Source organism: Burkholderia sp. AU33545, assembly GCF_020419685.1.
Classification (GTDB): domain Bacteria; phylum Pseudomonadota; class Gammaproteobacteria; order Burkholderiales; family Burkholderiaceae; genus Burkholderia; species Burkholderia diffusa.
This window is the reverse complement of sequence record NZ_JAIZRQ010000009.1, coordinates 161,787-177,641: the sequence shown is the minus strand read 5'-3', so window position 1 is coordinate 177,641 and position 15,855 is coordinate 161,787. Positions and strand designations below refer to the sequence as shown.

At 68.2% G+C, this 15,855-nt stretch carries 16 protein-coding genes; 1 reads left to right on the top strand and 15 read right to left on the bottom strand.

Annotation, left to right across the window (positions count from 1 at the left end):
- Positions 1–42: 42 nt before the first annotated feature.
- Together LGM71_RS27985 and LGM71_RS27980 are read right to left on the bottom strand one after the other, a co-directional pair.
- Positions 43–570: a chromate transporter gene (locus tag LGM71_RS27985; protein ID WP_226117625.1), complete on the bottom strand. Its 528-nt coding sequence runs from the start codon at positions 568–570 to the stop codon at positions 43–45.
- On the bottom strand, positions 567–1,181 hold the full coding sequence (locus LGM71_RS27980; RefSeq protein WP_226117623.1) for a chromate transporter: 615 nt from the start codon (positions 1,179–1,181) through the stop codon (positions 567–569). Before LGM71_RS27980 ends, LGM71_RS27985 begins: the two co-directional genes overlap by 4 nt.
- A 96-nt stretch (positions 1,182–1,277) precedes the next feature.
- Between LGM71_RS27980 and LGM71_RS27975 the strand changes: the two genes are divergently transcribed.
- The gene (locus tag LGM71_RS27975; protein WP_059607347.1) at positions 1,278–2,162 is read left to right on the top strand and encodes a transcriptional regulator GcvA; all 885 of its coding nucleotides are present in this window, start codon (positions 1,278–1,280) and stop codon (positions 2,160–2,162) included.
- A 40-nt stretch (positions 2,163–2,202) separates the two neighbouring features.
- On the opposite strand, the gene LGM71_RS27970 is transcribed toward LGM71_RS27975, so the two are convergent.
- From LGM71_RS27970 to flgB, 13 genes are all read right to left on the bottom strand, one after another.
- Positions 2,203–3,510, bottom strand: a complete 1,308-nt coding sequence (locus LGM71_RS27970) for a solute carrier family 23 protein (protein ID WP_124902973.1) — start codon at positions 3,508–3,510, stop codon at positions 2,203–2,205.
- Between the two features lie 250 nt (positions 3,511–3,760).
- The gene (gene flgL / locus LGM71_RS27965; RefSeq protein ID WP_226117621.1) at positions 3,761–4,999 is read right to left on the bottom strand and encodes a flagellar hook-associated protein FlgL; all 1,239 of its coding nucleotides are present in this window, start codon (positions 4,997–4,999) and stop codon (positions 3,761–3,763) included.
- Positions 5,000–5,022: 23 nt separating this feature from the next.
- Complete coding sequence (flgK, locus tag LGM71_RS27960) at positions 5,023–7,005, bottom strand: flagellar hook-associated protein FlgK (RefSeq protein WP_226117619.1); 1,983 nt, start codon at positions 7,003–7,005, stop codon at positions 5,023–5,025.
- Positions 7,006–7,200: 195 nt separating this feature from the next.
- The gene (locus tag LGM71_RS27955) at positions 7,201–7,956 is read right to left on the bottom strand and encodes a flagellar brake protein (protein ID WP_124626932.1); all 756 of its coding nucleotides are present in this window, start codon (positions 7,954–7,956) and stop codon (positions 7,201–7,203) included.
- A gap of 236 nt (positions 7,957–8,192) precedes the next feature.
- Positions 8,193–9,191: a flagellar assembly peptidoglycan hydrolase FlgJ gene (flgJ, locus tag LGM71_RS27950; protein WP_226117617.1), complete on the bottom strand. Its 999-nt coding sequence runs from the start codon at positions 9,189–9,191 to the stop codon at positions 8,193–8,195.
- Positions 9,192–10,379: a flagellar basal body P-ring protein FlgI gene (locus LGM71_RS27945; protein ID WP_151052117.1), complete on the bottom strand. Its 1,188-nt coding sequence runs from the start codon at positions 10,377–10,379 to the stop codon at positions 9,192–9,194.
- Between the two features lie 5 nt (positions 10,380–10,384).
- Positions 10,385–11,074, bottom strand: a complete 690-nt coding sequence (gene flgH, locus LGM71_RS27940) for a flagellar basal body L-ring protein FlgH (protein WP_124626938.1) — start codon at positions 11,072–11,074, stop codon at positions 10,385–10,387.
- 21 nt (positions 11,075–11,095) lie between these two features.
- Complete coding sequence (flgG, locus tag LGM71_RS27935) at positions 11,096–11,884, bottom strand: flagellar basal-body rod protein FlgG (protein WP_014895799.1); 789 nt, start codon at positions 11,882–11,884, stop codon at positions 11,096–11,098.
- Positions 11,885–11,919: 35 nt separating this feature from the next.
- Positions 11,920–12,678 (bottom strand): flagellar basal-body rod protein FlgF, encoded by a 759-nt coding sequence (gene flgF, locus LGM71_RS27930; RefSeq protein WP_226117615.1) that lies wholly within the window; start codon positions 12,676–12,678, stop codon positions 11,920–11,922.
- Positions 12,679–12,698: 20 nt separating this feature from the next.
- Positions 12,699–13,940 (bottom strand): flagellar hook protein FlgE, encoded by a 1,242-nt coding sequence (gene flgE, locus LGM71_RS27925; protein WP_226117614.1) that lies wholly within the window; start codon positions 13,938–13,940, stop codon positions 12,699–12,701.
- 28 nt (positions 13,941–13,968) lie between these two features.
- Positions 13,969–14,715 carry a flagellar hook assembly protein FlgD gene (flgD, locus tag LGM71_RS27920; protein ID WP_124626945.1) on the bottom strand — a complete coding sequence of 249 codons (747 nt, stop codon included), beginning with the start codon at positions 14,713–14,715 and terminating at the stop codon, positions 13,969–13,971.
- 67 nt (positions 14,716–14,782) lie between these two features.
- Positions 14,783–15,208, bottom strand: coding sequence for a flagellar basal body rod protein FlgC (gene flgC / locus LGM71_RS27915; protein WP_059448498.1), 426 nt, complete (start codon positions 15,206–15,208; stop codon positions 14,783–14,785).
- A 38-nt stretch (positions 15,209–15,246) separates the two neighbouring features.
- A complete protein-coding gene (gene flgB / locus LGM71_RS27910; protein ID WP_059448497.1) occupies positions 15,247–15,735 on the bottom strand; it encodes a flagellar basal body rod protein FlgB in 489 nt (162 codons plus the stop codon).
- Positions 15,736–15,855 lie beyond the last annotated feature (120 nt).

Sequence of the window (15,855 nt, the reverse complement as noted above, 5' to 3'; positions counted from 1 at the left end):
ATTCGCGCCAGTATGCTGCACGGGAGATGGCTTGTCCTTGGCTCACTGCCCGATGCCCGTGAGCCCGATCAACGCGCCGGCCGCGAGCAGCCATAGCGGATGGAGGCGCGTGCGCCACGCGAGCACCGCGCAGGCGGCCGTGATGCCCCACTGGATCGCCGTGCGGTTCGACGCCTCGGAGATCAGCACCGCGCTGGCCGCGACGAGCCCGACCGTGACCGGCATCAGCCCCTGCTGCACGTAGCGGCGCCACGGCCGGTCGCGAAAGCGCTCCCACGCGTGCAGCGCCAGCACCGTGACGAGCGACGACGGCCCGAACTTCGCGATCGACGCGACCAGCAGCCCGGCCCAGCCGGCCACGTGCCAGCCGACCAGCGACACGATCATCATGTTCGGCCCCGGCGCGGCCTGCGCGAGCGCGAACAGCGCGGTGAACTCGTGCGCGCTCATCCAGTGGTGCACGTCGACGACCTGCCGCTGCATCTCCGGCAGGATCGTGTTGCCGCCGCCAAATGCGAGCAGCGAAAGCTGGCTGAAGATCGTCGCGATCGCGACCAGCGTGTCGTTCATGACTGGCCTCCGTCGCGCGCGGCCGCGTGCTGCGGTGCCGGCGTATCGCGGCGGCGCGACGCGAGCCAGATGCTCGCGGGCGTCAGCACCAGCATCGTGGTCAGGAGCGGCATGCGCAGCACCGCGATCGCGACGAACGCGAGCGCCGCGACGCCGGCCGCGGTGCGCGGCGCGTGCCGCAGCTGTTTCGCGACCTTCACGGCCATCGCGACGAGCAGGCCCGCGGCCGCGGCAGCGAGCCCGCCGAACAGGTGCTGCACACGCGGATCGCCCTGCGTCTTCGCATACAGCACGCCGAGTGCGACGACCACGAGCGTCGGGCCCGCGATCAACCCGAGAATGCCGGCGAACGCGCCCGCGACGCCGCGAAAGCGCATGCCGACGGCGACCGACAGATTGATCACGTTGCCGCCCGGCAGGAACTGGCACAGCCCGAGCAGATCGGTGAATTCGTCGGCGGTGAGCCATTTGCGCTCGTCGACGATCGTACGCCGTGCGAACGGCAGCGCGCCGCCGAACGACATCAGGCCGAGCGACAGGAAACCGGTGAACAGCTCGGCGAGGCCGATCCGGCGCGGGGACGCGACGGGCGGCGGAGAAACGGATTGCATGGGGGTCCTCATCAAACGGTGCCTCGAGGTTACCGCCGTTCCGCACCCCGGCAAAACGATTTTATCGGCGCGCCTTTGTGACCTAGAATCACAAGCATGGCACGCGATCTCCCTTCCTTTTCCGCGCTTCGGGCCTTTGAAGCAGCGGCACGACACGAAAGCTTCAGCGCCGCCGGCGACGAGCTGCATGTGACTCACGGTGCCATCAGTCGGCAAATCGCCGGGTTCGAGGCGTGGCTCGGCAAGCCGGTGTTCCACCGCTATGGCAAGCGCGTGAAGCTCACCGACGAAGGCCGCCGCTATCTGGATACCGTCCGTGCCGCGTTCGACAGCATCGCGCTCGCCACCGAGCAGCTGCGCAACACCGGTGCCGCGCGCGTGCTGCGCATCAATGCGCTGCCGACCTTCGCGATGAAATGGCTGCTGCCGCGCCTGTCGCGGTTCCAGCGCGACGTGCCGAACGTCGAGCTGAAGCTGTCCACGTCGAACGCGCCGCTCGACACGCTCGACGGTTTCGACGTCGCGATCCGCCGCGGCCCCGGCCACTGGCCGAACTGCACGAGCGGCCACTTCCTCGACGAAAGCGTGATTCCGGTCTGCAGCCCCGCGCTGCTCAAGCGCGCGCCAATCGCCCGGGCGGACGATCTCGCGCGGCACGTGCTGCTGCATTCGGATACGCGGCCGGAAGGCTGGCGCGACTGGTTCGCGGCGGCCGGCGTGACGATGAAGGGGCGCAAGCGGCAGTCGTTCGATCACTTCTACCTGGCGCTGCAGGCGGCCGTCGACGGGCTGGGCGTCGCGCTCGGCCCGCTGCCGCTGATCGACGACGAGCTCGCGAGCGGCCGCCTCGTGATGCCGCTGCCCGGGCCGCGCATCGCGACGCGCAGCTACTGGTGGATCGCGCCGGGCGCGCCGGCCGGCGATACGCTCGTCGCGCAGTTCTGCGCGTGGCTGCAGGCGCAGTCGAATATCGGCCCGTAAATACGTACCGGCGGGCGGCATTGCACCGCCCGCTGCCGGGTCAGACCACCGGGCCCGGTTCCTTTTCCTTGCGCAGGATCGCGTACAGGATGATTGCGCCGAACGTCGCCGTGCCGATCCCGCCGAGCCCGAAGCCGCCGAACTTCAGCGAGAAGTCGCCGGCGCCGAGCACCAGCGTGACGGCCGCGACGATCAGGTTGCGGTTGTCGGAGAAGTCGACCTTGTTGACGACCCAGATCCGCGCGCCCGTCACCGCGATCAGCCCGAACACGACGATCGACACGCCGCCGAGCACCGGGCCCGGAATCGTCTGGATCACCGCGCCGAACTTCGGCGAGAAGCCCAGCCCGATCGCGATCAGCGCGGCGACCGCGAACACCAGCGTCGAATAGATCCGCGTGACGGCCATCACGCCGATGTTCTCCGCGTAGGTGGTCACGCCCGTGCCGCCGACGCTGCCCGACACGATCGTCGCGAGCCCGTCGCCGATGAACGCGCGACCGACGTAGCGGTCGAGGTTGGTGCCCGTCATCGCGCTCACCGCCTTGATGTGGCCGAGGTTCTCCGCGACCAGGATCACCGCGATCGGCGCGAGCATCAGCATCGCGTGCGGATCGAAGACCGGCGCACGGAAGCTCGGCACCCCGAACCACGCGGCATGCGCGACGATCGAGAAATCGACCGGCTTGCCGAGGCCCATCCCGTTGGTGGCGATCGCATAGATCACGTAGGCGATCACCAGCCCGACGAGGATCAGCAGGCGCTGCATCATCCCGCGCGCGAACACGGCGACGCCGCCGACGCACAGCACCGTGACGAGCGCCATCACCGAGTCGAAGGTCGACGCCGACACGCCCTTGACCGCGATCGGCGCCAGGTTCAGCCCGATCACCGCGACCACCGCGCCGGTGACGACGGGCGGCATCAGCGTCTCGATCCAGCGCGTGCCGATCGCCTGCACCAGCGCGCCGAGCGCGACGTACACGACGCCGCACGCGATGATCCCGCCGAGCGCGACGGGGATGTTCGGGTTCGGCCCGCTGCCGCCGTAGCCCGTCACCGCGATCACGAGGCCGATGAACGCGAAGCTCGAGCCGAGGTAGCTCGGCACGCGACCGCCGACCAGCACGAAGAACAGCAGCGTGCCGATGCCCGACATGAAGATGCACAGGTTCGGGTCGAAGCCCATCAGCAGCGGCGCGAGCACGGTCGAGCCGAACATCGCGACGACGTGCTGCACGCCCATCGCGACCATCTGCGGCCACGCGAGGCGTTCGTCGGGGCCGACCACGCGCGAGGCCGCGCCGGTCGGTTGCACCCGCCAGCGCGGGAAATAGGAATCGGACATGGGGAAAAGGGCTCCTGTCGAACGCCGGCTGCGGACGGTGCGCCGGTCTGGAATCTGGCGCGAGTTTACGGAGCGGAAATGGGGCTGGCAAGCGCGAACCGCCGGTGCAGCGGTCGTGCCGTCGGGCGGAGTGCCGGACGGCACGATTGCGCAGATGAAGGCCGATGAAGCCAGATGAAGGCCGACGGAGGCCTGCCGGCGCTCGCCGCGATGCAAGCGTGCGCTCACATCGCGGCGGGCGCCACGGGGGTCACGGATTGATGTACTGGAACAGCGACATGTTCTGCAACTGCGCGTACGCCTTCTGCGCGCCGCTCAGCGCGTTCTGCACCTGCAGGTACTGGCTGATGGTCGTCACCATGTTGGTGCTGGTCAGGTCCGACAGGTTGCTGCTCGTCTGCAGCGCCGCGGTCTGGTTGACGGCCTGCATCGCCTTGACTTCCTGCTCGCGGCCGCCGACCGATGCCAGCACCGTCGTGACGTTGCGCATCGTGTTGTTGATCTTCGTCGCGGCCGTGCCCATCGTGTTCGACAGCGCGGCGCTCGCCGTCGGGTTGCCGGTGACGGGCGTCTTCAACGCCGTGATCATCGAATCGAGCGTCGAGAACACGTCGACCCCGCTCGCCTGCGGCGCGGGCGTGACCGAAAAGGTGTCGTTGACCGCCGGCGTGCCCGACACCGCCACCTTCATCCCGCTGCCGAGCGCGATCGCGGTGCCCGACGTATAGGCCTGCGCGGGCGTGGTCGTCGGCGGCGACGCCGTATTGTCGGTCACCGTGTAGGTCGGCGCGGCCGCCGTGCCGCCGAAGGTGATCGTGAACTGATGTGCGTTCGTCGCGGCCGACGGGTCCGTCACCGTGACGGTGCCGATGGTGGCCGTGCCCGTGTTGCCCACGCCGGCCGCCTGGACCGGCGAGCTGCCCAGCGCCTGCACCGACATGAACACCGAAAGGCCCGAGTCGCCCTGCGGCACGCTGCGCGAATCGTCGATCTGTACCGTGCGCGTGCCCGTATCGCCGACATAGCTGATGCCGCCGGCCGCGTTCTTCGTGAACGGCGCCGCCGCATTCTTGTAGCCGGCGAACAGGTAGTTGCCCGCGCCGTCCGTCGAGTTCGCGAGCGACAACAACTGGTCGCGATAGCCCTCGAGCTGCGTCGCGAGCGCCGCGCGGTCGCTGTCCGCGAGCGAACCGTCGCCGGCGCGCACGATCACCGACTGGACGCTGCCGAGCACGGTGCCGACGTTCTGCAGCGTCTGGTCCTCGGCCTGCAGCGACGCGAGCGCCACGTTCTGGTTCGCCGCGTACTGCGACAGCGTGGCCGACGTCATCGACAACTGCACCGCCTGCGCCGCGCCCACCGGGTTGTCGGCCGGCGTCGTCAGGCTCACGCCGCTCGAGATCTGCTGGTAGAGCTGCGCGAGCTGGGCCTGCTGATCGTTCATCTGGCCAACGTTCAGCTGGTAGAACTGGGTCGTGGAAATCCGCATCGTTTCTATCCTCTCGAATCCGGTCAGCTGAACAGGCCCAGCACGGTCTGGAACAGCGACGACGCCGTCTGGATCACTTTCGCGTTCGCCTGGTAGAGCTGCTGGTACTGCATCAGGTTCGCGGCTTCCTCGTTCTGGTTCACGCCCGACACCGACTGCTGCGCGGACGTGATCTGGCCGACCAGCGCCGTCTGTGCCGTGCTCGACGACTTGAGCTGGCTCGCGGCGTTGCCGATGTTGTTCACGTAGTTCGCATAGGCCCCGGTGAGCGTCGTCGTGCCGCCGCCGAGCGTCTTCGCGTTGACGAGCTTCGACAGCGCGAGCGCGTTGCTGCCATCGCTCGTGCCGCCCGCGTACGGCCCGATGGTGAACGAGTCGCCGTCCGACGGCGTGCCCGACAGCGTGACGGTCACGCCGTTCATCGCCCCGGCGGCCGTCCCGGACATCGTCATCGCGGCACCGGTCGACGGGTCGTACGGCACGGAGTCGGTCGGCGTGTTGATCGTCACCGAAGTCGGCGGCGTGCCCGGGATCGTCACCGTGGTTCCGACCGGGAAGCCCGACAGCGACTGCGTCGCCGCATCGTAGGTCAGCTTGGTCGACGGCACCTGGTAGCCGGCGCTCACCCCGCTCAGCGCGATCTTGGCGGTGCCGATGTTGGTGCTCGACGGCGACGTGATGGCCGGCGACGCGGCCGCGATCGCCGAGCCGCTCGTCGTCGCGAGGCCGAAGCCCGACAGCGCGCCGCGCGTCGGAAGCACGGTGAACTGGTCGCCGGCATTCATCGCGCCGGACGAGAACGAGAAGTTCAGCCCGCCGAGCGAAAGCGGCATCGGCCCGGCCTTCTGGTCGACCATCGCGCCGCTCGCGCGGTCGGTCAGCGTGTAGTTCGTGCCGTCGTACGACAGCGTGTAGTCGCTCGTCGTCGGCTGCGACGCGTTGGCGAACGAGACGGAAAGAGACGCGTTGCCGGTATTGCCCTGGTTCGAATAGACGGCCGGGGCCGCCACCGTGAACAGGTTGCCGCCCGGCTTGCCCGACAGATCGATGCCGAGCGCGTTCTGCCCGTTGACCTGCGCGGCGAAACTGGCCGCGACCGCGCCGAGTTGCGCCTGCGCGGGGTCGAGCGTCTGGCTGCGGAACGCGAGCAGGCCACCGAGCGTGCCGCCCGACAGCGACGCATCCGGCAGCGCCTGGTTCGGGCCTGGCGGATTTGCGCCGGCGATCCCCTGCGACACGACGGTCAGCTCGCTCGGATCCGACGGCGACGTGACGGTCGCGAGCTGATAGCTCTTGTCGGCGAGAACGAGCGGCTGGCCGCCCGCGAGGAACACGCTGTAGCCGCTGTCGTTGCGCACCACCTGCACGCCTGCGAGGCTCGACAGGTTCGACACCGCGAGGTCGCGCTGGTCCATCAGCTGGTTCGGCGGCTGCCCCTGGCTGCTCGCCGCCGAGATTTGCTGGTTCAGATTCGCGATCTGCGCGGTGTACGTGTTGATCTGCGACACCGTGCTGGTGAGCTGCGTATTCACGCTCTGGCGCAGCGCGTCGTACTGCTGGCCGGCCGCATTGAGCTGATTCGCGAGGATCTGCGCGTTGCTGATCGCGGTCTGCCGCACCGACGGATCGGCGGCGCTGTTCGCCACGTTCTGCAAACCGGTGAAATAGCCCGTGATCGCGGTCGAGATCCCGGCCGTCGGGCTGCCGACGTAGTTGTTCAGCTGCGCGACGAGCGAATACCACGTCGACAGCGCGCCGCCCTGCGACTGCGCGCTGTTCAGCTGGTCGCTCAGGTACTGGCTGTACTGCCGCTGCACCGTGACGGTGTTCACGCCCTGCGGCATGTAGCCGCTCGACGTGTACTGGCCGCTCGCCTCGGCATAGACCGGGCGTTCGACCGAATAGCCGGGCGTCGCGGCGTTGCTGATGTTCTGACCGGTCGTCGTGAGGCCCCAGAGCGCGGCATTGAGGCCGCTGACACCGAGGTTCATGAGTGTGTTGGACATGCGCGATCCTGATGAGCCGGCCGCGCTGCGGCCGCCGGGTTGCGTAACTCCCGGTATAACGGCCGCGGATCGGAAAAATTGAGGGAAAAATGCGCATGCGACGCGCGCGTGCGCGTCGTCTGTCGAACGGCGCGGCGGACGCTGCCGGCACCGGTGCGAAAGCGGCCCCGGGCGGGGCCGCGAGAGGGGCGTAGGTCAGGCCCGCGCGAGCGAGCGGCGCTTCATCTCGAGCTGCGTGATCAGGCGCTGCAGCGTGTTCTCCGCGCTGCCCGGCAGCGACATGAAGCGAAAACCGAGCTGGAAGCGTCGCGAACCGTTCGGCATCTGGGTCGAACGTTGCGACACGAGCCGCAGGTCGAGCGACAGCGTGCCGTGGCCGGTCAGCTCGAGCTCGACGTCCGGCAGCAGCGTGCCGACCTCGAGCGCCTCGACACGCTCGTCGGCGGTGCGCAGGCCGACGCCGCCGAGCGACAGGTTATGCACCTCGAACACGAAGCTCTCGCCGTCCGGCAGCTTGCCGCGACACAGAAACGGATCGACGATCGGCGCATCGACACGGAAATACTCGCGGCGCTGGATGCACATCAGCACGTCGGGGAAATCGGCGACGAACGCGGGCAGCCCCTCGTAGCGCGTCTCGCGCGGCGTGCTCGTGGTGAATTCCACGCGCACGCCTTCGGGCGCCGCCGCGAACGTGCAATGCGACGCGCCGAGGATGCCGGCGTTCTGCTCGGACAGCGCGCCCCAGTCGAACGTGAACGTGCGCGCGCCGACGTCGACCTCGAGCAGGCGCGTGACGAGCTGGCCGCCCGGGTACTGGACGGTCAGGAAGTCGCCTCGGTTCACGAGGTTGCGCAGCTGCACGCCGATCTCCAGCGGATTGCGGCGGGCGTAGTCAGGCCCGGAATGGCCCGCATCCAGGCTCGGATCGGTCGACGTTTCGATATTCATGGCTAGCCGGTTTTCTTTTCATGGGCGCCCGGGCAACCGGTGCGCAGTAAAACCGGGCCAGAACATGGCCCGGTTGCAGGTCTCACACACTTAGCGGCAGTGCTCACCGAAAGTTTAGATCGAAATGCCGGTTTTTTTCGCGCAAACGTTGAAACCGCGCGCGGCAGGGTGCCGGACGCGGTCCGTAAGACTGCAAGAAACGGGCGGCAGGCGGGGCCGTTCCGGCCCCTGCCCCGTCAGCCGATCTGCTGCATGATCGAGATCAGCTTCTTCGCGTAGTTCGGGTCGGTCGCGTAGCCGGCCTTCTGCATCCCGTGCGCGAAGCCCTCGACGCTGCGGCTCGCGCTCAGCACGCCCGCGTAGCGCGGGTTGTTCTTCAGCAGGTTCGCATAATCGGTCATCGCGTGTTCGTACGAATCGTACGCGCGGAACTTCGCGACGACGCGGCGCGGCGTGCCGTTCACGTATTCGGTCGTCAGCGCCGACACCGTGCGGCCCGTCCAGCCCTTGTTCGCCTTGATGCCGAACACGTTGTAGCTCGTCGAGCCGTCGCTCGCGCGGATCTCGCGCTTGCCCCAGCCCGATTCGAGCGCGGCCTGGCCGACGATGAAGCGCGCCGGGATGCCGGTGGTCGCGCTCGCCGCCTGGGCCGGGCCGGCGAGCCGGTCGACGAACGCGTCGGCGTCCTGCGCGCCGCTCGCGCCCTTCAGCGGCGGCGTCAGCGCGCTGCCGGCCGTGTAGCCGCGCGCGCCGGCGAGCCCGCCGTTGTTCGCCGCGTTCGCATAGGCCCTCGCCATCGCGTTCATCGCGGCCAGGCTGCCTTCGTTGCCCGACGTGCCCGAGCCGGCCGCACCCAGGCCGACCGCGCCGAGCCCGGCCGCGCCGGCGTCGGCCGCCGTGTCGCCGCCCGCGCCCTGCCCCGCGTTGCGCAGCAGCTGCTTCATCAGCGCGTCGGCCACGCCGATCCCGCGCTTCGACATCTGCTGCGCGAGTTGCTGGTCGAGCATCGACGTGTACATCTTCGACGTGTGCGAATCGAGCAGCCCGCCGTCGGGCGACGCGTCGCGCATGCTCTTGAGCATCATCTCCGTGAACATCGCGTCGAACTGGCCCGCGACCGCTTTCGCGCCGGCCTGCGGCGACTGCTTCGCCTGCGCGCGCAGCGCGTCGAAGCCCTGCACGTCGAGTGCGAAGCGCTGCGTCAGGTCATTCGTGTTCGGGAGGTTCGCTGCCATTTAGATGATCTCCAGATCGGCGCGCAACGCGCCGGCCGCCTTCATCGCCTGCAGGATCGACATCAGGTCCGCCGGCGTCGCGCCGAGCGTGTTCAGCGCCTTCACGACGTCGGCGAGGTTCGCGCCGGCCGTCACCATCTTCAGCGCGCCGTTGTCCTGCTTCAGCTGGATCTGCGATTGCTGCGCGACCACCGTCTGCCCGTTCGAGAACGGCCCCGGCTGCGACACCACGGGCTGCGTGTTGACGACCACCGACAGGTTGCCGTGCGCGACCGCGCAGCTTTGCAGCGTGACCATCTGGTTCATCACGATCGAGCCGGTGCGCGCGTTCAGGATCACCTTCGCGGCGGCCTTGTCCGGGCTCACGTCGAGGTTCTGCAGGCGCGCCATGAACGCGACCTGCTGCGCGGAATCCGCCGGCGCGGCGAGCTGGATCGTGCGGCCGTCGAGCGCCGTCGCGGTGCCCGGGCCGAAGCTCGAATTGACCGCGGACACGATCCGCTGCGCGGTGCCGTAGTCCATGTCGTTCAGTTGCAGTTGCAGCACGCCGTTCATCTGCGCGATCGCGTTCGGCACCGAGCGCTCGACGATCGCGCCGCCGACGATCCGGCCGGCCGCGAGCTGGTTCACCTGCACGCGGCTGCCGTTCGCGCTCGCCCCCGCGCCGCCGACGGCCATGTTGCCCTGCGCGAGCGCGTACACCTGGCCGTCCGCGCCCTTCAGCGGCGTGAGCAGCAGCGTGCCGCCGCGCAGGCTCTTCGCGTTGCCGAGCGACGAGACCGTCACGTCGAGCGCCTCGCCCGGCCGCGCGAACGGCGGCAGTGTCGCGGTCACCATCACGGCCGCGACGTTCTTCAGCTGCATGTTGTTCAGCGACGACGTGCCGCCGTTCGCCGAGCCGTTGTTGATCGAGATGCCGAGGTTCGCGAGCATGTTCGCGAGCGTCTGCGTGGTGAACGGCGTCTGCATCGTCTGGTCGCCCGTGCCGTCGAGGCCGACGACGAGGCCATAGCCGATCAGCGGGTTGTCGCGCACGCCCTGAATCTGCGCGAGGTCCTTCAGGCGCTCCGCGTGCGCGGGGGCCGCGCCGAGCGCGCATGCCGCCAGCAAGAACGCGGCGGCGAGCCGCGCGACGGCAGGCACGCGCGACACACGGGACGACAGGCGATGGAAAAGAGGCTGCTGCATCGTCATCACCACGGTGCGATGTTGAGGAAGAAGCGCTGCAGCCAGCCCATCGTCTCGGCTTCGTTGATGTAGCCCTTCGACGAGTATTCGATCTTCGCGTCGGCGACCTGCGTCGAGTAGACGGAGTTCGCGCCCGAGATCGTGTTCGGGTTGACGACGCCCGAGAAGCGCACGAATTCGTTGCCCTGGTTGATCAGCATCTGCTTCTCGCCGCTGACGACGAGGTTGCCGTTGGGCAGCACGTTGGTGACGGTCACCGTGATCGTGCCGTTGAACGTGTTCGCCGCGCTCGCGCCGCCCGTCGCCGCGAACTTGTTGTTGCCGGCCGCCGACAGGTTCGCCTTCGCGAACAGCCCGCCGAGGAAGCCGGCCGTCGGCACGTTGAAGTCGGTATTGCCCTGCCGGTTCGTGTTCGCGCCCGACGACTTGGTCGCGTTGATGTTCTCCGCGATCATGATCGTCAGGATGTCGCCGACGTTGCGCGGCCGCTGATCCTCGAACAGCGGCCGGCCCGCGTAGCCCGGGTTGTAGATCGAGCCGGGCGCCTGCATCGCCATCGGCATCGGCGGCTGCGCCGTCATCGGCTGCTGGATGATCGGGTCGCGCGGAATCTGCGCGCAGCCGGCGAGCGCGGCCACCGCGACCGCGCACGCGGCGCGGACGGGGGCTGACGGGAGGAGGCGAACCTGCTTCATGGCGACGACGGGACTTTCCGGTTAGCTCTTCATCTGCGTGACGGTCTGCAGCATCTGGTCGGACGTCGTCACGGCCTTGCTGTTGATCTCGTATGCACGCTGCGTCTGAATCATGTTGACGAGCTCCTGCACGACGTTCACGTTCGACGCCTCGACATAGCCCTGGTTGAGCACGCCGGCGCCGTTCAGGCCCGGCTGCGACACGTTCGGCGCACCCGACGACGTGGTCTCGGCGAACAGGTTCTCGCCCTTCGCCTCGAGGCCGGCCGGGTTGATGAAGGTCGCGATCTGCAGCGAGCCGATCTGCACCGCGTTGCTCGAGCCCGGCTGCGTGACCGACACGACGCCGTCCTTGCCGATCGTCAGCGACTGCGCGTTCTGCGGCACGGTGATCGCCGGCAGGATCTGGTAGCCGCTCGACGTGACGAGCTGGCCTTGCGCGTTGGTCTGGAACGAGCCGTCGCGCGTGTACGCGTTCGTGCCGTCCGGCATCAGCACCTGGAAGAAGCCCGCGCCGTTGATCGCGACGTCCTTCGAGTTGCCGGTCTGCGTGAGGCCGCCCTGCGTGTACAGGCGCTCGGTCGCGACCTGCTGCACGCCGGTGCCGAGCTGCAGGCCCGACGGCAGTTCGGTTTGCTGCGTCGAGTTCGCGCCCGGCTGGCGGATGGTCTGGTACAGCAGATCCTCGAACACCGCGCGCGACGCCTTGAAGCCGTTGGTGCTGGTGTTCGCGAGGTTGTTCGAGATCACGTCCATCTGCGCCTGCTGCGCATTCATGCCGGTGGCGGCGATGTAGAGCGATCGGTTCATGTTGAATCTTCTCCTGGTAGCGAGGGCCGTGCCGCTCAGCTGAAGTTGAGCAGCTGGTTCGCCGACTGCTCGTTCTGGTCGGCCGTCTGGATCAGCTTCGACTGCAGCTGGAACGCCCGTGCGTTGTCGATCATCGCGACCATCGCGGTCACCGGGTTCACGTTGCTGCCTTCGAGCGAATTCGGCGTGACGACCACGCCCGGGTCGCTGTCGGCCGGATTGCCGTCGGCGGTGCGGAACAGCCCGTCGTTGCCGCGCGTGAGCGTGGCAGGGTCGGGGTTCACGAGCTTCATCTGGTCGACGATCGCGACCGCCGTCGGCGGGTCGCCCGGCATCAGCGCGGACACCGTGCCGTCCTTGCCGATCGTCACTTCCGCGTTCGGCGGCACCGAGATCGGGCCGCCGTTGCCGATCACCGGCAGGTTGCTCGCGTTGACGAGCTGGCCGTTTTCGTCGACGTGCAGGTTGCCCGCACGCGCGTACGCCTCGCTGCCGTCGGCGGTCTGCACCGACAGCCAGCCGGCGCCCTGCACCGCGACGTCGAGCGGGTTGCCGGTGCGCGTGATCGGGCCCGGTGCGTAATCCGCGCCGGGCGTCGACGCGAGCACGTAGGTGCGCGTCGTCGTCGGGTCGATGTTGCTGCCGTCGCCGAAATTCATCGGCACCGCGCGATACGTCGCGAGCTGCGCGCGAAAGCCCGTCGTCGACGCGTTCGCGAGGTTGTTCGCGACGATCGCCTGCTGGTCGAGCGACTGCGACGCGCCCGTCATCGCCGTGTAGATCAGTCGGTCCATGGCTGCCGGTTATCCGCGCATTACAGGTTGATGAGCGTCTGGTCGACGGTCTGCTGCGTCTTGATCGTCTGCGCGTTCGCCTGGTAGTTGCGCTGCGCGGTGATCAGGTTGACGAGCTGCGACGTCAGGTCGACGTTCGAGTTCTCGAGCGCACTGCCCTGCAGCGCACCGTGATTCGTGCTGCCCGGCGACGAAATCTGCGGCACGCCCGACGCGGACGATTCGGCGTACTGGTTGCCGCCGAGGTTGACGAGCCCGTTCGGGTTGTTGAAGTTCGCGAGCACGATCTGGCCGAGCACCGCCGTCTGGCCGTTCGAATAGTTGCCGGTCAGCTTGCCGTCGGCGCCGATCGAGAAGGTCGTCAGCGTGCCGCTCGCATAGCCATCCTGCGCGAGGTTGTTCACACCGTCCTTGCCGCCGTACTGCGTGGTGCCGGTCAGGTCGAGCGTGAGCTGCTGCGGCGTCGCCGAGCCGTCGGTGTTCGGGACGGTGAACTGGAACTGGCCGAGCGATGCGGTCGGGGTGGCCGGCGTGCCCGTCGTCGTGCTCTGGATCGCGCCCGACGAGTTGAATGTCACCGTGCCGAGATCCGTCGTGGTGCCGCCCTGCACGCCCGCGTAGGCTTCCCACGTGCCGGCCGCCGATTTCACGAAGTACATGTTGACCGCCTGCGAGCCACCGAGCGAGTCGTACACCTGGATCGACGTCGAGTAGTTGTACGTCGTGGTGTCGGTCGCGCTGAACGGCGTCTTGGCCGGCACCGTGTCCTGCGAGTTCAGGTTGAACTGGCCGGTGATCTTGGTCGTCGCGGTCGGCGCGATGTTGGTGGTCGGCGCCTGCAGCGGCACGGTCTGCGCGGTGTTGACCACGCCGCCCGTGCTGGCCGCGTAACCCATCAGGTTGCGGCCTTGCGAATCGACGATGAAGCCGTTCTTGTCGCGCTGGAACGTGCCGTCGCGCGAGTACGTCGTCACGCCGTTGTTCGACATCTGGAAGAAGCCGTTGCCGTTGATCGCGACGTCGAGCGACGAGTTCGTCGTGTTGATCGTGCCTTGGCCGAATTGCTGCTGCACCGATGCGAGCGTCGTACCGATCCCGATCTGCGTGTTGACCGACGTCGCGACCGAGTTCGCGTACATGTCGGAGAACTGCGCGGTACTCGACTTGAAGCCGACCGTGTTCGCGTTCGCGATGTTGTTGCCGATCACGTCGAGCGCGTTCGATGCGCCGGCGAGGCCGCTCAGACCCTGTTGATAACCCATTTCGGTCTCCGTTTTCGAGAAAGCTGGATCAGTTGGTGGTGGTCGTGCCGCCGGACGACGACGACGCGGTGTTCGGGAAGATCGACGCGACCTGGGTCAAGCCCACCGTCGTGCCGTTCGACAGCACGAGCCCCGCCGTGCCGTCGGCCTGCTTGATCACGCTCTGCACCTGCGCGGCCGCGAGCACGGTCGGTGCATACGTCTTGCCGTCCGAGCCCGTGTACTGCGCGCTCACGGTGTAGTTGCCGTCGGGCAGCGCGTTGCCGGCCGCATCCGTCGGCGTCCAGTTGAACGGCACCGTGCCGGCCGACTGCTTGCCCGCGTCGATCGTGTTGACGACGGCGCCCGAGCTGTTCTTCACGGTGATCGTCAGGTTCGACACGTCGCTCGTGAGCGACACGCCGAACGGCGACGCCGCGCCGCTCTTCACCGCGACGCTGTTGCCCGGCGCGAGCACGTTCGTGCCGATCAGCAGCGCGGCCTGCGTCTGCTGCCCGGCCGCGAGCTGCGTCGACAGCGACGTGAGCGACGTGTTCAGCTGCGCGATGCCGCTCACCGTATTGATCTGCGCGAGCTGCGACGTCATCTGCGAGCTGTCGACCGGGCTCGTCGGATCCTGGTTCTGCAGCTGCGTGACGAGCAGCTTCAGGAACGTCGCCTGCAGATCGCTCGCCGACGTGCCGTTCGTCGACACGTTGTTGGTGTTCATCGTGTCGGTCGGCAGGGTCGACACGTTGGTGCCGCTGCCGCCGATCGTCGTGCTGGAGGAAGTCATCCTGGGTGGCCTTGTTTCGGAACTGTCGGGTCTGGGTCTCGATGGGGACGGTCGCTCTGCGCGCGGCTTACGTGCCGATCGTCAGCGTCTTGAGCATCAGCGTCTTCGCGGTGTTCAGCGTCTCGACGTTGGCCTGGTACGAGCGCGACGCCGAGATCATGTTCACCATCTCCTGCACCGGATCGACGTTCGGCATCTGCACGTAGCCGTTCGCGTCGGCGGCCGGGTTCGCCGGGTCGTAGGTCGACTTCATCGGCGACGGATCGTCGACCACCTTCGTCACGCGCACGCCTCCGACGCCCTGGCCGGACGCGGTGCGCGCGCCGCCGATCGGGTCGGTGGCGAACACGACCTGCTTCGCCTTGTACGGCTTGCCGTCGGGGCCGGTCGCGCTGTCGGCGTTCGCGAGGTTCGACGCGGTGACGTTCAGGCGCTGCGATTGCGCGGACAGCGCCGAACCGGCGACGCCGAAGATGTTCATCAACGAGGGCATGGGGGCTCCTTGTGCTCGGATACGGAAGCGGCGCGCGCTTACGAGTTCGTCGAGATCGCGGCGATCATCGCCTTGATCTGCTGGGTCATCACGGTCATCCCGGTTTCGTAGTGCAGCGCGTTGTTCGCGAACTGCACGCGCTCGACGTCGAGATCGACCGTGTTGCCGTCGAGCGACGGCTGCAGCGGCATCCGGTACTGCGCGCGACCGTAGTCGTCGGCCGGGCCGCCCGTCGGAATCAGCTTCGCGGTGCCGGCCATGTGGCCCGGCGCCGTCGACACCATCGTCATCCCGCTCGTCACGCCGGCCGGCTGCGCCATCGGCAATTGCGCGGCGTTGCTCGGCGCGAGGCCGCCGCCGGTCTGCTTCAGCGAGCGCGCGAGGGTCGACGCGAAATCGACGTCGCGGGCCTGGTAGCCGGGCGTGTCGGCGTTCGCGATGTTCGACGACAGCAGTTCCTGCCGATAGGCGCGCACGTCGAGCGCCTGTCGGCCGAACGCGAATTCGGCATCGAGTTTGTCCAGCATGTGTGCGTCTCTCCGTATGAAGCGCTGCACGCCCCCTTGCGCCGGATGGCGACCCAAGGGGCTTTTTTCCATGACAGCGATGGTAGGCGTCGGGCGCAACCGGCAATCGGACGAATAACG

What these genes read in the sequence shown, in the direction of transcription:
- flgE (WP_226117614.1), bottom strand. Translation starts at nt 13,940, where the DNA reads ATGGGTTATCAACAGGGTCTGAGCGGCCTCGCCGGCGCATCGAACGCG.
- flgF (WP_226117615.1), bottom strand. Translation starts at nt 12,678, where the DNA reads ATGGACCGACTGATCTACACGGCGATGACGGGCGCGTCGCAGTCGCTC.
- LGM71_RS27975 (WP_059607347.1), top strand. Translation starts at nt 1,278, where the DNA reads ATGGCACGCGATCTCCCTTCCTTTTCCGCGCTTCGGGCCTTTGAAGCA.
- LGM71_RS27985 (WP_226117625.1), bottom strand. Translation starts at nt 570, where the DNA reads ATGAACGACACGCTGGTCGCGATCGCGACGATCTTCAGCCAGCTTTCG.
- LGM71_RS27945 (WP_151052117.1), bottom strand. Translation starts at nt 10,379, where the DNA reads ATGCAGCAGCCTCTTTTCCATCGCCTGTCGTCCCGTGTGTCGCGCGTG.
- flgD (WP_124626945.1), bottom strand. Translation starts at nt 14,715, where the DNA reads ATGACTTCCTCCAGCACGACGATCGGCGGCAGCGGCACCAACGTGTCG.
- flgC (WP_059448498.1), bottom strand. Translation starts at nt 15,208, where the DNA reads ATGCCCTCGTTGATGAACATCTTCGGCGTCGCCGGTTCGGCGCTGTCC.
- flgL (WP_226117621.1), bottom strand. Translation starts at nt 4,999, where the DNA reads ATGCGGATTTCCACGACCCAGTTCTACCAGCTGAACGTTGGCCAGATG.
- LGM71_RS27970 (WP_124902973.1), bottom strand. Translation starts at nt 3,510, where the DNA reads ATGTCCGATTCCTATTTCCCGCGCTGGCGGGTGCAACCGACCGGCGCG.
- LGM71_RS27955 (WP_124626932.1), bottom strand. Translation starts at nt 7,956, where the DNA reads ATGAATATCGAAACGTCGACCGATCCGAGCCTGGATGCGGGCCATTCC.
- flgG (WP_014895799.1), bottom strand. Translation starts at nt 11,884, where the DNA reads ATGAACCGATCGCTCTACATCGCCGCCACCGGCATGAATGCGCAGCAG.
- flgK (WP_226117619.1), bottom strand. Translation starts at nt 7,005, where the DNA reads ATGTCCAACACACTCATGAACCTCGGTGTCAGCGGCCTCAATGCCGCG.
- flgH (WP_124626938.1), bottom strand. Translation starts at nt 11,074, where the DNA reads ATGAAGCAGGTTCGCCTCCTCCCGTCAGCCCCCGTCCGCGCCGCGTGC.
- flgB (WP_059448497.1), bottom strand. Translation starts at nt 15,735, where the DNA reads ATGCTGGACAAACTCGATGCCGAATTCGCGTTCGGCCGACAGGCGCTC.
- LGM71_RS27980 (WP_226117623.1), bottom strand. Translation starts at nt 1,181, where the DNA reads ATGCAATCCGTTTCTCCGCCGCCCGTCGCGTCCCCGCGCCGGATCGGC.
- flgJ (WP_226117617.1), bottom strand. Translation starts at nt 9,191, where the DNA reads ATGGCAGCGAACCTCCCGAACACGAATGACCTGACGCAGCGCTTCGCA.